Origin of the sequence: Acetivibrio cellulolyticus CD2, assembly GCF_000179595.2 — a bacterium.
Classification (GTDB): Bacteria; Bacillota; Clostridia; order Acetivibrionales; family Acetivibrionaceae; genus Acetivibrio; species Acetivibrio cellulolyticus.
Window position 1 is genome coordinate 32,812 of the sequence record NZ_JH556651.1, and the last position, 15,822, is coordinate 48,633.

Consider the following 15,822-nt stretch of genomic DNA (forward strand, 5'->3'; position numbering starts at 1 on the left):
AATATATTTATTGCGAATTAATAAATTGAATTAGAAAATGAACAACTAAGAGTGTTAGAAAATATAATTGAATTTATTGGGGGATGGGAATTGATGAAAGATATTGTGAAAAGAAGTTTGGTATTTATTATTGTATTGGTTTTATTGCCGACATTTTCAGGGGTAGTATATGCTGCAGCGTTCATTGATTATTTTACAGATACACCAATTTTAGAGCCATTGTCCTCGTCTTGTTGGGGTGTACCGGAAGTGGGCCCTCGAGATCAATCAAATGGTTTGGAAGACAAAACCATGACAAAGTATTGTTACTGGGATGGTGGGATCATTAAAGGTTCAGATGGTAAGTATCATATGTTTGCAAGTCGCTGGGACCAGAATGCTGGGCACAACGGATGGTTTGGCTCAGTGGCTGTTCATGCAACAAGCTCCAACCTCTATGGACCTTATGTTGACGAGGGAGTCTGCTGGCCAAATAATCAGGGTGGTAAAGGGCACAATGTTTTTCCATTTCAACTAAAGGATGGACGTTATGCTATTATTGTGAGCGATACCAGGCCAGGGGATATATTTGTTTCAGATTCCTTGGATGGGCCGTGGGAATATATGGGGAAATTATCGGTCACAGGTGCTTATGCAACAAGCTTTACAATGTATAATGTTTGTATTATGCTTCGGCCAGATGGACGTTATGAGGCAATTCAAAGAAATGGCGTAATTGGTATTTCCGATAACGTCCTTGGTCCTTACACCGTATCAAAACCTGCTGTTTGGCCGCAAGTCTACGGCTTGCCAAAAGACTGGCTAGAAGATCCGGTTATGTGGTACAGTGGTGATCTTTATCATGTTGTTGTCAATAAGTGGGATACACGTAAGGCTTATCACCTCACTTCCAAAGACGGTATCAACAATTGGCAGTTAGAACCAGGGCTTGCCTATGACCCAACAGCGAACTTTATACGCTATACGAACGGTACAGTTAATCATTGGAATAAATTGGAGCGCCCCAATGTTTATATGGAGAACGGACACGTAGTTGCTATGTTACTTTCAGCGATCAACGTTGCTAAAGATAAGGATCTTGGGAATGATAGGCATGGCAGCAAGGTTATTGTTATTCCGTTTGATGGTGCCAGACTTGATGCTGCCGGTGCTCCGCCAACTCCAGCTCCTCGCTCAGCTTATACACAGATTGAAGCTGAAAACTTTTACACCCAGTTTGGGATACAGAGTGAGGAATGCACAGAAGGTGGAGAGGATGTCGGATATATTGAAAATGGGGACTATACGGTCTACAAGGGGATTGAATTCGGAAGCGGTGCGGGAAGCTTTCAGGCCAGAGTAGCCAGTGCATCCAGTGGAGGTAATATTGAGCTAAGGCTTGACAGTATTGATGGTGAATTAATTGGGACTTGTCCGGTTACTGCAACCGGTGACTGGCAGACTTGGGTTACTTCAACGTGTAGTGTCAGCGGCGTAAGCGGTACTCATGACCTTTATATAAAATTTACCGGTGGTAGCGGTTACCTCTTTAATCTGAATTGGTGGAAGTTTATCACTGCTCCTGTTACGCCTACTCTAACGCCTTCTCCAACCTCTACTGGAACTAAGGGTGATTTGAATGGCGATGGAAATGTAAATTCAATAGACTTTGCAGTATTAAGATTGCATTTACTAGGATCGACTCCGCTAACAGGAACATATCTTTCCAATGCGGATGTCAATAGAGACGGCAGTGTGAATTCTATAGACTTTGCATTTATGAGACAGTATTTATTAGGTATGATATTTTCCTTCAACTAATTACAGTATGTTTTTCAAATATGGCCTTAACCATTGGAGCAGGCGATATTTGAATGATTTGAACTTTTGTTTGGTATGTTCATATAATTCAACAAGAATTATAAAAGGGGATTAAAAATGAGAAGAGTAAAAAGGGGTTTATCAATTCTTATTGCAATTACCATGGTTGTGGCTTTATTTACAGTCACATCGTTAAATACAGCTGTAGCTGCAGATGTGAATATTACTTTAGATGGAAACTATATAAAAGCTAGCAACATTAATGGTCTTACATTTAAGGGGTTTGGCGTGCTGAGTGCCAACAGTACCAGTGCACTTCTTATGGATTATAAGTCCGAGCATCCAGATAAATATGCACAAATGCTTAAGATCCTGTTTGGCGGAGAAAATCCCATTATGACTCATGTAAAAATTGAGATGGGCAATGATCGCAATAACTCCACCGGTCCGGACCCGGCTACTATGCGCTGGCAAAATGAAGCGGCTAATGTTAGGAGGCAACCTGGTTTTCAGCTTGCAGCTGATGCCAAAAAGGTTAATCCCAATCTTAAGGTGAGTATCCTTCGGTGGAATTCTCCGGGCTGGGTAGACACCAATGATAAAGTTTATATCTGGTATAAAAACACCATTTTAGCCGCTTATCGTCAATATGGGTATATGGTCGATTATGTAAATCCTGGGGTTAACGAACAAGCAGCGGATTTGACGTGGACAAAACAATACGCTGACCGTGTCAGAACGGACAGTGCAGGTTTTAATAGCACTGAAGAGCAAAGGTTGTATAATAGCATAAAGATCATAATTTCCGATGAATCACATTTACCCACTTTCGGTGGTCAAATGTTGAGCGATACATCTCTTCGAAACGTTGTTTCGGTTGGCGGATACCATTATTACACCGATGACGACAGTGGAGGTAATTTTAAAAAGCTTGCAGAACAATTTGATAAAGAGGTTTGGAATAGTGAAGCTCAGGCTACGTTCAGCAACTCGTCCTTCCGTCCTAACAACAATATGAAAGATCCTTCGGTGTCAGGAACCGGTATAGGAGGTATCAATGGCCCGTTGGAAATGGGAAACACTGCTATTAAGGGTTTTGTCAATTCCCGCCGTACGCATTTTATCTATCAGCCGGCCATCGGTTCCTTTTACGAAGGCGGACAATATTCCTTTAAAGAATTACTTAGTGCACGTGACCCTTGGTCAGGCTGGATTCACTATGACGCAGGTCTTGTCATTCTGCGCCATTTCAGTTGGTTTGCAAAGTTGGGATGGGAAAACCAGACCAATACTGCGGGTATCTGGAGAGCGGTGCCTCAGGCGAGCTATACCGGTGCAACAGGTACGAACCCCGTTAGCGGCCGCAATGGTACTCCAAGTTATTTGACGCTTGCTGCTCCTGATAAGCGCAATTTTTCAACTATTATCATTAACGACAGTGAGTATTCTAAAACCTACACAATCAGTACAGTTAATATGGGCTATACTGGTACCCCGGATCTGGAATTGTGGGAAACAAGGGCAGCCGATAAGGGGGCAGCCTTTAACAGCAATTACATGAAATATCTTGGAAAAGTTTCGGCAAATAACGGTGTTTACACTATAAACATTAAGCCTTATTCTATTGTAACAGTTACCACATTAGAGAACAGTGGGAAGGAGGAGTACAAAACATCGCTGCCGGTGGAGGGCGAGCGTACCGTACTCGATACAGATGAGACTGGTTCTGTACAGAATACAAAGGATAATATCCTGTATGCTGACAATTTTGATTATTCCGGTAAAACAGTCCCAGTTATTGGAGCAGGAGGCAAAATCATCGGAACGGAAAGCTATATAGATTCCCGAGGAGGATCTAAAAGCGTGATCCCACGTTATACTTGTGATCGTAACGGTGCGTTTGAGGTGTATCTTCCAGATGGGTCGAGTAATTATGTCCTTCGCCAACAGGTGGATCAAGCCACTATGGGGCTTGGAGGTACATGGAATAACGGTAGTCCCATTACAGGTATTGGAGATTTCCGATGGCTCAACTACAAAGCTAGTGTTGACGTTTCTTTTGAGCTCAATAGTACTGAGAGCGGTAACAATTATGCTGCTATCGGTGCCCGTCAGCAGGGTGGAGGCAATTCACATTACACAGCTGGTACACCTTATTTACTGAAATTCTGGTTTGACGGGGGTTGGTCACTGCATGTTAGCGGAACTTCCGTAGCAAGCGGTAATGTAGTGAGTGGTACCGGTGGAGCAAAAATTAATGGATTTAACACCTCGTATAATGCATGGCATAATATTGCAATTAAAGTTGTAGAAAACAAAGTGACTGCTTATATAGACGATGTAAAACTTTATGAGTACACAGATTCCAGCCCTAGATTATCAGGTCGTGTAGATTTGGCCAGCGGTTATTATAATACCCGTTTTGATAATTTGAAGGTGGAAAAGGTTGACGGCTATGTACCTTACTATTCTGAATTGCTTGATAATCTTGAAATGAATGACCTGTCTTCCGTTCCGGCTACCAAGCTTATTTACAGTGGCTCGTGGGCACATGAAAATGGCAAATCCATGTATAACTACCAGCGCTCATTTTCCACAAGTAAAGCATCGGGTGCTACCATTCAGTATAAATTTATCGGCACAGGGTTAGATATTCTAGGACCGAACAACGGGTATGCAAAGCTTGAGGTAACAGTTGACGGAAAGGTTGTTAACTCATCAGCCAGTACAATGGCATCCGGAGAACTTTATCAAACTTTCACGCTACGGGATCTTAATTATGGATTGCATACCGTTCAGTTAAAGGTATTAAGCGGTACCTTGGTTGTGGATGCCGTGGCAGTCGTTTCGGACGTGATATACAACCCAACTGAACCAAGATCGGCTTTTACACAGATCGAAGCTGAGACCTTTGACACCCAGTTGGGAATAGAGACTGAGGTCTGCACAGAAGGTGGGGAGAATGTTGGATTTATTGAGAATGAGGATTATGCTGTATACAAGAAAATTGATTTTGGAAGTGGCGCGGGAAGCTTCCAAGCTAGGGTAGCCAGTGCAACTAGTGGAGGTAATATAGAGCTAAGGATTGACAGTATTGACGGCAAATTAGTTGGGACTTGTCCGGTTAACGGAACAGATGATTGGCAGACTTGGGTTACTTCAACGTGTGGTGTGAGCAGAGTAAGCGGTACCCATGATCTCTATTTAAAATTTACAGGTGGCAGCAGTTACCTTTTTAATCTGAACTGGTGGAAATTCGGTACTGCCTCAGTTACCCCTGTTACGAATCCTACCCCAAGCCCTACTGGAATTAAAGGTGATTTGAATGATGATGGAAATGTCAATTCGATAGACTTTGCATTATTAAGACTACATTTGTTAGGTGGAGCTAAGCTTTCAGGGGAGAACCTTTTCAATGCGGATGTAAATGGAGACAGCAGTGTGAATTCTATAGACTTTGCATTGGTAAGGCAATATTTATTGGGGAGCTCATAACATTAATCTTGCCGAAGCTGTTTTTTACCAACAGTTTCCCTTCCTGAAAATTCAATTTTCTTTCCTACAAAAAAAGTAGAACACATCTTGATATAATAACATTGAAAATCTTTAGTACAAACTATTGCTATGTTCTTTGTTATGGTTAATACAATTCCTTGATATTTCATTTTACCACTCCTAAATGTTCAGATTGTTGTATAGCATAGCTGTACAACAATCTGAGTAATACCAAAATGAGAGTTCCTGGAAAGTCAATTAGAAGGAAGATAACTTTCCTACAGAATTTATGGGCACTTTACTGGTAAACGTAAACACTTCTGATTTAGTTAAGCTCATTTTACATCTATGTGTACTTCCTATATTACTAATTCGAAATATAAACTTTTTTATGTTGGGGATTTGAATAGATCTTTTAAAAAATAAAGTATACTCTTTTTTGAAAATACCTCCGAAAAATCCGAATTAATTATTGAAATTCCCAACTTAAAAATAGAATTACTCACGAAATAATATTTAAACAAATAAATACCGATTTTTTGTTAGGTTATGATAATTTGATTTATTTCGAATGCAATTAATACTTTCAATAAATATTCCGAAATTAGATTATATAGAAATAGAAAATTATTTTACTAATATTATTGATGAGGGAAGAGATTTATGCTATTTATTTCAACTATTATAAATTATGCAGGCAAAACTGCAACTCAAGTTATCGAAAAAATCAAGAATGGAGACAAGCAGCTAAAGGAAAAATTCATTGAAGACTATATTCCATTTATACTAAAAGTTGTCTCAAGCTTCTATACCTCAAAAATGGTTGATTTGAAAAGCAGTGATGAATACAGCATTGGGCTAATGGCATTTGATGAGGCTATTGAAAAATATGATAGTAGCAAAAGCAGAAATTTTTTTAAATTTGCAGAATTGGTAATAAAAAGAAGGGTGATAGATTATTTTAAAAAGACATCGTCTATCAGCAAAAATGAAATACCCTTATCATGTTTTGATAGTAATATCGAAAGCGAGATTGAGGAGAAACTAAGTATTTCTGACATTGGTTGGGAAACTGATGGATATGAATTTATTTATGAATTAAAGGATTTTTCAAAACAATTAGAAACCTTCGGACTAAATATAAATAATTTACCTGATTATGTTCCGAAACATAAAGATTCAAGGCGTATGTGTGTAGGCATAGCAAAGAAGATTATTGAAAATAAGAATATTTATGAAAAATTAAAAACTAAAAAATATATCCATATGAAAGAACTCATTAAAGTAATAGATGTACATCCGAAGACTGTTGAAAGAAACAGGGCGTTTATTATATGCTTATATATTATTCTTGATAATGATTATGAGAATTTTAAAAAATATTTAAACGAAATATTTTAGTATACTTCAAACTGCATAACAAGGTCCTTAAAACTGAAGTTTTTAAATATGGATGCATACAATTCTAAATTATAATTTATATGATCTGCACTTTAGGAGGGTAGAAATGAAATATCAAGGTATTGTAATAAAACTTACAAAAAACAAGGCAATAGTTACTGCAAATGATTTTCAATGTTTCTATATTAAGAGAAATCCTACAATTCACGTAGGTAAGCAAATTGAATTTACTGAAAAGGAAATCATTAGAAAAAGGTCAGTTATGACAAAACTGGCGTTAAGTGCTGCGTGTATTCTAATTGTTATAACTTGCTTATCAGCCTATTCTGGTATAATCAATAAATTATCTGAGCCAAAAGTTTTTGCATTCGTAGATGTTGACATTAATCCGAGCTTGGAATTAGGAATTGATGATGTTGGAAAAGTTTTAAGTTTGGTTCCATTGAATGAAGATGCAAAAATTCTTACTGATAAATTAAAGATAGGTAGGATAGGTGTCTCTGAAGCTGTTGATATTATAATAGATGGAGTAAAAAAGGATTACGCATTGAGTGAAGCCAAAAAGGATTATGTATTAATCTCAAGTACTTTAAACAACAAAAAAGATGAAAATGATAAGGAGTATCAAACTGATAAGAAAAAACTTAATATTATAATGAACTCAGTTAAAGATAATATACAAGAGAATAAAAATGTAAATGTCTTTCTTGTGCAAACAACCATATACGAAAGAAAAGATGCTCAAAGTAAAGGAATATCCACTGGCAGATATGCACTATATACTAAATATAAAGATCGGAATAAAGATTTTTCAATTGAAGATGCAAAAAGTCTAAAAATCAATGAGTTATTAGAAGGTGTGTTAAACGAGGATAAATTGACACCAGCACCAACACTAATACCGACTGCTACATCAATAGTATCAGCTATGCCAACATCAATACCAACATTAATACCGACCCCGACAAAAACACCAGCTGCTATACCGACTCTAATACCTATACGCACTAATACACATACTCTAATACCAATACCAACTCAAATACCTTCAAAAAAGGCAACACCAATACCAACTACCACGCAAGTGTCAACACCAACGGCAACTATTAAAATAATAAATTCACCGTTTATGCGGCTTGAATCACATAATTATCGTGGATATTATATAAGGCATCAATCAACCAGAGCTCGTATTTCGTCATATGTGACACCTGTTGAAGATTCCATATTCAAGATGGTTCCAGGTCTTGCTGACCCCAATTGTATTTCCTTTGAGTCAAAGAATAATCCAGGATATTACCTCAAGCATGAGAACTTTGAACTTATTCTCAAACAATATGATGGTACAGCAAACTTTAATGGAGATGCAACCTTTAGAAAGGTACCTGGTTTAGCAGATGAAAATCAAATATCTTTTCAATCCTATAATTTTCCCAATAGATATATAAGGCATAGAGATTATTATCTTTGGATTGAAGAAATTGTTGACGAACTAGGAAGGGAAGATGCGACATACGAAACGATTGAAGCTCAGTAGAACATTACTTTTGTAAATCAATTTTCGTCAGACGAAATAAAAGCTCTTATAAAAGAATTTGGATATTATATTGAAACAACCATTTAACAAGAAGCAAACAGCTGCATACCTCACAGGTAGCATTTATTTACGTGAAAATAATATTGATAAAAATGGATATTTTATTTATAGTAGTATTATATGAAATGATAGCCGTTTAAATATTATTTAATTTGTGAGGGTGAGTAGCGTGAAAAAGCTAGTAACATTTATAACTGCCACAGCACTATTAATGAATGTAAATGGACCGGCAAGCTTTAAAGTTTTTGCGAGCGCAGACAAAACCATATTTATAAACGAGATTATGGCAGCTAATACATCAACTTTGAGAGACGGAGATACTGATGATGCGGTGCATGGCAAAGAAGGCGGCGCTTATTCCGATTGGATAGAGCTCTATAACGCAGGTGAGCAGGCAATTGATTTGACAGGGTATACTCTCTCTGATGATGGAGCGACCTGGGTTTTCCCTGAAGGAGTTATACCTGCAAAAGGGTATTTGGTAGTTTGGGCGTCAGACAAAAATAAGGTTGCAGCAGATGGTCAGCTTCATACTAATTTCAAAATAAGTTCAAGTGGCGAGACTATTACTCTTAAGATGCCTGATAAAACAGTTGCTGATACTGTTACAACTGTTTCTCTTGGGGATGATCAATCTTATGGACGAAAAAACGATGGTGCTTTGGAATTTATGGTGTTTTCTGAAGCAACACCTAAAGCTTCAAATATATACACTTCAGCAACAACAGCAGTTAAAATGCCTGTTTTTTCTCATCAAGGCGGATTCTATGAGAGTGCATTTAATCTGAAGATTTCAACAGATGAATTGAAAGTAAAAATATATTACACTCTTGATGGATCAGACCCCGTCCCCGGAGTTGCAGGTACATATGAATACATAGGTGGAATAGATATTAAAAGCAGAGCTGGGGAACCAAATGTACTTTCTATGATTGAAAACATATCGGCAGATACTGTGTGGAATCCATGGAAGGAGCCCAACGGTACGGTTTTCAAATGCTCAATTGTAAAGGCCGTTGCCATTAGGGAAGATGGTGTAAAAAGCAAAATTGTCACAAATACATACTTTGTTGATCCAAATATGAAGACACGGTACAGCATTCCGGTTATCTCACTTGTTACTGACTCAGACAACCTCTTTGACAGTACCACCGGAATCTATATAAATACTAATTGTGAGAAAAAAGGGTCTGAGTGGGAAAGACCCATGCATATAGAGTTTTTTGAACCAGATGGAAGTCTTGGATTTTCGCAATATATCGGAGCAAGACTCAATGGCGAATGGTCAAGGAAATTTCCTCAAAAATCCTTCCGTTTATATGCTGACGGAGGCTATGACGATACCGATAAATTCAAATATGATGTATTTTCCGGACTTACTAAAAAAGTTAATGGCGAAAAGCTGGATAGTTTTGCACGTTTAATTCTAAGTAACGGAGCAAATGATAACTCAACACTTATGCTTCGCGATGAAGTTTTACAAAGTCTTGTATCCCATCTCAAAATTGATACGCAAGCCTATAGGCCTTCTGTAGTATTCCTGGATGGAGAATACTGGGGAATATATAATATCAGGGAGCGCTATGATAAGAAATATCTTAAAGCTCATTACAACCTTAATAAGGATAAGGTTGCTATTCTTGATATTTGGGAAGAACCTGTGATTCAGGAAGGTACTGCTGCTGATGTGTTGGCATATACAAAGGATATAATTGACTACTTAAAATCAAATCCAATAACCAAGCAGAGTACATATGAATACATTAAAACAAAAATGGACATAGAAAGCTTCATAAACACGAGTATAGCACAAATCTACTATGACAATACCGATTGGCTTTACGGTAATGTAACTATATGGAAGTATAAAACTGATGACGGCCAATATCATCCTGAGGCACCATATGGACAGGATGGAAGATGGAGATGGCTTCTTAGGGACACTGCCATGAGTTTTGGTATATATGATACAACTCCTGATTTTGATACCTTATCGTTTTTTCTTGGTGATACCACAATTCCAGATTTGGAATATGCCAACGAAGAGTGGGAGATATTTCTGTTAAAGACATTAATGAAAAATACTGAATTCAGAAATGAGTTTATAAACCGTTTTGCAGATCAAATAAATACTTCCTTTGAGCCACAAAGGGTAAATCAAAAAATAGATGAAGCAAAGTCTGCTATTGAGGCTGCAATGCCTGAACACTGCGACCGCTGGCAAAATATCCAAATGACTTCCACTAGTCCATATAAGAAATCCTGGAGTGAAAATGTCCAGGTTATGAAAAACTTTGCCGACGGACGTCCGGGTTATGTGAGACAGCACATAGTAAGTAATTTTACTAAATATGGAGTGAAAGGTACTGCATCTATTAAGCTTAATTCAGATGCAAGTCAAGGATATATCAAGATAAACTCCATTGATATAAACAATACTACCCCTGGAGTTATAAATCCGAGTGAATGGACTGGTATTTACTTTAAGGGAGTTCCATTGACAATAAAAGCAGTACCTATGAAAGGCTTTGAGTTTGATCATTGGGAAGGTGTAACTGCAGCTACAGGGACATCTGACACCATATCCCTTACTCCTACCGGGGATATGAATATTAAAGCTGTTTATAAGGAAGCATTAAATGAAGTGCTCGTTGGAGATATTAATGATGATAAAAGCATAAATTCAATAGACTTTGCAGTGCTGAGAGGTTATTTGTTGGGAATAATTAAAGAATTGCCAGTTTCAGATGAAAATGCTGATTTGAATGGCGATGGCAGTGTTAACTCTATTGATTTTGCTCTACTTAGGGGATATTTATTAGGATTTATCAAGGAGTTTTAAAATGAAAGAATTTGAGATAGTAACAAAAAAGTGGGTACGCTTGGTAAGTGTTGCAGCGCTTACTGGTTACCTTGCATATCTTTTTTACCTGACTTTCTTTAGTTCATACTTTGGAAGGGATTTTACAAGACGTGAGATAAAGTTTCTGCCATTTGTGACGATAATTCATTTTTTCACATCATCAGATGTAAATAGCTTTATTGTAAACATTTTTGGTAATATTGCTGCTTTTGTTCCAATGGGTTTTTTGCTGCCCATAGTCGTGAGTAGGGTAAATAATTTGAAAAGAGTGGCTCTGGCCGCATTTTTTGCAAGCCTGTTTATTGAGATTACTCAGTATATTGGATGGGTAGGAACCTCTGATGTGGATGATTTAATCTTAAATGTATTGGGTGGAGTGTTGGGATATGGTATATATCGAATGATACGAAGAATAGTTATTAGATGAAATATGTATCGGTCGCAATATAAAAGGGGGCGTTGCACTATGACGATTAATCGTTAGGTGCAATAGCCCCTAGTTTATTTAATCTTAAAAAATAAGGCTGTTGTTGTATTCTCTGCCTTTATTTCAATACGTTTCCGCTTATTACCATATTATTGCCGGAGTAAATAATAAATATTAGAATATTGACGAGCTTAATTTTGGGTATAAATAATATATAATTTAGATATAGGAAGTGATGAGGATGGATAGAAAGGAATCGTTTAAAATATCAGGAATGTCCTGTTCTGCCTGTGCGGCAAGAATTGAGAAGGGCTTAAATAAATTGGAAGGTATAAAGAATGCTAATGTGAATTATGCTGTAGAGAAGGCTACGGTGGAGTTTGAAGATGGTTTTGTCAACTTGGGTCAGATTCGTGAAGCTGTTAAAAAGCTAGGTTATGAAGCTGTTGAAGAAGAGGATGGCAAACAAACCAAAATAGAGCTTAAAATAACAGGAATGTCTTGTGCAGCATGTAGTGCAAAAATTGAAAAAAAGCTTAATAAAGTTGAAGGAGTAGTTAAGGCGGCTGTAAATCTTGCAACGGAAAGAGCCAATATTGAGTATGATTTTTCAAAAGTTAAGAGTGTAGATTTGATTAATACAGTAGAATCACTTGGTTATAAAGCTGATAAGATTGAAAATGTTACACAGGACAAGGAAAAGGAGCAAAGGGAAAAGGAAATCAAACGGCTTAGAAGGGAACTTATAACCTCAGCAATTTTGAGTTCTCCTCTAATAATGGCTATGCTGCTTACACTTGTACGTTTGGATGTTGCTTTCTTGCATAATGAGTATTTTCAGCTTATTGTAGCAACTCCTGTTCAATTTATTATCGGATTCAGGTTTTATAAAAATGCATACCATGCCTTAAAGGCAAAGAGTGCAAATATGGACGTATTGATAGCTATGGGTACGTCAGCTGCATACTTTTTCAGCGTATATAATGCTTTCTTCGCACCTCAAAAGGCAACGGGCATGATAATGAAAGAGCTGTATTTTGAAGCGAGTGCAGTAATTATAACTCTGATTCTGCTTGGAAAGTATCTGGAAGCTGTGGCAAAGGGTAAAACTTCAGAAGCAATTAAGAAGCTTATGGGTCTCCAGGCAAAAACTGCAAGAGTTATAAGAAATGGTATTGAGGAGGACATTCCGGTTGAAGATGTGGAAGTTAGTGACATTATTGTAGTTCGACCCGGGGAAAAGGTTCCTGTTGACGGAAAAATAATTGACGGAAATTCTTCAATTGATGAATCCATGCTTACTGGCGAAAGCCTGCCAGTTGAGAAAAAGGCTGGAGATTTGGTAATTGGTGCCACTATAAATAAATTTGGAACTTTTAAGTTTGAAGCCACCAAAGTAGGAAAGGACACGGCGCTTTCACAGATTATTAAAATGGTTGAAGACGCACAGGGATCAAAGGCGCCTATCCAAAAAATTGCTGACCAGGTATCAGGTATATTTGTTCCAGCTGTAATTGGAATAGCCTTTGTAACTTTTATAATATGGTACTTTGCAGTCGGCAGCTTTACTTCTGCAATCGTTAGTGCCGTATCGGTACTGGTTATTGCATGCCCATGTGCACTTGGACTTGCAACGCCTACGGCGATTATGGTGGGGACTGGTAAGGGGGCAGAAAACGGAATATTAATTAAGGGTGGAGAGCACCTTGAAATGGCTTATAAACTTAATGCAGTTGTGCTGGACAAAACCGGGACAATAACAAAAGGTCAGCCTGAGGTTACCGATATTGTACCTTTAGGAAATATGGATAAATCAGAAATTTTAAAGATATCTGCTGTTTCTGAAAAATTATCTGAACATCCTTTAGGGGTTGCCATTTACGAAAAGGGCAAAAACGAATTGGGAAACTTGCCAGACCCCGATAAATTTGAAGCAATTCCGGGCAGGGGTATACTTTCGGTAATTGGAGACAAGTCCTTATATATAGGCACAAGGAAGCTTATGACTGAAAAGGGGATTGACATTTCCAAAACCGAAGAAACTATTGTAAAACTTGAAGATGAAGGTAAAACTGCGATGCTTGTAGCCGTCAATAATCAGATTGAAGCAGTTGTAGCTGTTGCAGATACTGTAAAGGAGCATTCAAAAGAGGCAATAGAAGAATTGCAGAATATGGGTATTGAAGTTTATATGATAACAGGGGATAATAAGAGGACAGCAGAGCAAATAGCGAAACAAGTTGGAATAACCAAAGTGTTGGCAGAGGTGCTTCCTGAGAATAAAGCGGAGGAAGTTGAGAAGCTTAAAAAACAGGGTAAGATTGTTGGTATGGCAGGTGATGGGATTAATGATGCACCTGCGCTTGCAACAGCAGATATTGGTATGGCTATAGGCACAGGAACGGATGTTGCTATAGAAGCTGCCGATATAACTCTCATGAGGGGAGATTTAAGGTCCATACCAACAGCTATAAAGCTTTCACGAAGAACAATGAGGAAGATCAAACAGAATCTTTTCTGGGCATTTATATATAATATTATTGGTATTCCATTTGCTGCTTTTGGAATGTTAAACCCTATCATAGCAGGTGGGGCGATGGCATTTAGTTCTGTATCGGTTGTAACAAATTCGCTTAGTTTAAGAGGTTATAATCCCGGAAAGCCGACTGTTCAGTTAAACAGCACAGAAGAATGGGCAAAACAAGAGTGGGAATTAAATAAAAAATAAGGTTAGTTAATATCAAGGAGGCATTTTTATGGCAAAAGAAGTAAAAACATTAAATGTGGAAGGTATGTCTTGCAGTCACTGCGAGAATAGTGTTAAAAAAGCGGTAGGAGCTTTGGGAGGTGTTGAAAGCGTAGCTGTTGACCTGAAAGGTAAAAAGGTTACTATTGAGTTCGACGCTGAAAAAGTAAGTGTTGGCGATATAAAGGATGCAATAGAAGATCAAGGATATGATGTCAAATAGTAAGTTATTATAATTGTAGTTTCAACATGTAAATAAAAACCAAAATCTTTGGCGGGCTTTTTGACCCGCCTTTTTTGGAGATTTGTGCCAGCAAGTAAAACTGACTTGCATAAACAAAAATCTCCTCTGCACCAAGCACTTGTTGTATTATCTTAATGAAGTTTATACATAATACTATAGATTTACCAACAAAAACTTTTCCCATATTTACACAACAGCACAATTATCTGAAAAATTATATTGTTGATAATTAACGACAATTATTTTATAATTATAATGATAGTGTTTTTTTAATACTTAGTCTTTATTTTTCTTAAATTATATTATTATAATCTGCATTTGACCAGTTTTTTTTGCTTCTTCAAAATCAAAACCTGCAAAAGGGGGAAAACTTAATGAAGAACTTCAAGGTAATATTGGCTTTATTGTCTGTCGTATCATTAATGCTCTCATTCACTGCATGTGCATCAAAAAGTACTGAAGAAGAACCTGCTTCTGAAACAAAGGGTGTCTCTTCTGCCGATAAAGTGTCTTATGGTTTTGAAGGCTCATTGGAGAATTGGTGTATATCAACATGGGAAAGCGAAACTGAAAGTGAACTCGGTTGTACAAACGTTGCTATCAGTACTGACCAAAAAGCTTCCGGCTCATCATCTGCTGCAGTTACCTGTGATTTCAAAGAAAATAATGAAAGTGCCAAAACTACTAAAGGTGCATTCAAAATTAACTATGATAATCCTATTAATTTGAAGGGTAAACTTCTTACAGCAAAGGTATTTATTCCTGAGGAATTGGTTAGTGAAAAATTCAAATCCGCTCCGATAGGTGTCAAACTTTATATTAAAACAACAAAAAACTATTCATGGAGTGATGGTGGCTCTATTGACATAGCCAATACTCTGAAACCGGGTTGGAATGAAATTTCTTTCGCTCCGATTGATGTAAATGAAAGCGATACGCGTGAAATAGGTATCCAGATAACAAAAGCTGGTGGCTCTCCGGGCTGGAATGGCACCATATATATAGACGACGTTTCTTATTGAGAACTAATTCCTAAGCAGTTCTTCTTATATTGATCTAATTTTATACTGTCCTGCTTAATAGCAGAAGTTACCTATCTTAAAAGGTTTTACAACCTTGCTCTCAATTTATCTGATCATCTCCAAATCCTTGAAATGAACATTACGAATGTAACATGAACCTAACATATGCCATTTCATACAAAATTCCTATACCTATAGGAGCTCTCTTTTCATAATTAAAGCAACTA

The 15,822-nt window shown here is 37.4% G+C and carries 10 protein-coding genes; 9 read left to right on the forward strand and 1 reads right to left on the reverse strand.

Annotated features, from left to right (window positions below; all coding sequences use genetic code 11):
• The first annotated feature begins 93 nt into the window (after positions 1-93).
• Positions 94-1,800: a carbohydrate-binding protein gene (locus ACECE_RS0200120; protein WP_010243049.1), complete on the forward strand. Its 1,707-nt coding sequence runs from the start codon at positions 94-96 to the stop codon at positions 1,798-1,800.
• A 117-nt stretch (positions 1,801-1,917) separates the two neighbouring features.
• Entirely contained in the window at positions 1,918-5,295 is a 3,378-nt protein-coding gene (locus ACECE_RS0200125; RefSeq protein WP_010243052.1) for a carbohydrate-binding protein, read from the forward strand.
• Between the two features lie 2 nt (positions 5,296-5,297).
• On the opposite strand, the gene ACECE_RS29905 is transcribed toward ACECE_RS0200125, so the two are convergent.
• Positions 5,298-5,465, reverse strand: a complete 168-nt coding sequence (locus ACECE_RS29905; RefSeq protein WP_010243055.1) for an anti-sigma factor domain-containing protein — start codon at positions 5,463-5,465, stop codon at positions 5,298-5,300.
• A 493-nt stretch (positions 5,466-5,958) separates the two neighbouring features.
• On the opposite strand from ACECE_RS29905, the gene ACECE_RS0200135 reads away from it, so the two are divergent.
• The 7 genes from ACECE_RS0200135 to ACECE_RS0200165 all read left to right on the forward strand — a co-directional run bounded on the left by ACECE_RS0200135 (position 5,959) and on the right by ACECE_RS0200165 (position 15,595).
• Entirely contained in the window at positions 5,959-6,696 is a 738-nt protein-coding gene (locus tag ACECE_RS0200135; protein WP_010243057.1) for a sigma-70 family RNA polymerase sigma factor, read from the forward strand.
• Positions 6,697-6,802: 106 nt separating this feature from the next.
• A complete protein-coding gene (locus ACECE_RS0200140; protein ID WP_010243060.1) occupies positions 6,803-8,233 on the forward strand; it encodes an AbfB domain-containing protein in 1,431 nt (476 codons plus the stop codon).
• A 229-nt stretch (positions 8,234-8,462) separates the two neighbouring features.
• Positions 8,463-11,135, forward strand: coding sequence for a CotH kinase family protein (locus ACECE_RS0200145; protein WP_010243061.1), 2,673 nt, complete (start codon positions 8,463-8,465; stop codon positions 11,133-11,135).
• Between the two features lies 1 nt (position 11,136).
• Entirely contained in the window at positions 11,137-11,583 is a 447-nt protein-coding gene (locus tag ACECE_RS0200150; protein ID WP_010243062.1) for a VanZ family protein, read from the forward strand.
• Positions 11,584-11,824: 241 nt separating this feature from the next.
• A complete protein-coding gene (locus ACECE_RS0200155) occupies positions 11,825-14,311 on the forward strand; it encodes a heavy metal translocating P-type ATPase (RefSeq protein ID WP_010243063.1) in 2,487 nt (828 codons plus the stop codon).
• 28 nt (positions 14,312-14,339) lie between these two features.
• The gene (gene copZ, locus ACECE_RS0200160; RefSeq protein ID WP_010243064.1) at positions 14,340-14,552 is read left to right on the forward strand and encodes a copper chaperone CopZ; all 213 of its coding nucleotides are present in this window, start codon (positions 14,340-14,342) and stop codon (positions 14,550-14,552) included.
• Between the two features lie 395 nt (positions 14,553-14,947).
• Positions 14,948-15,595, forward strand: a complete 648-nt coding sequence (locus ACECE_RS0200165; RefSeq protein WP_010243065.1) for a hypothetical protein — start codon at positions 14,948-14,950, stop codon at positions 15,593-15,595.
• Positions 15,596-15,822: the final 227 nt, after the last annotated feature.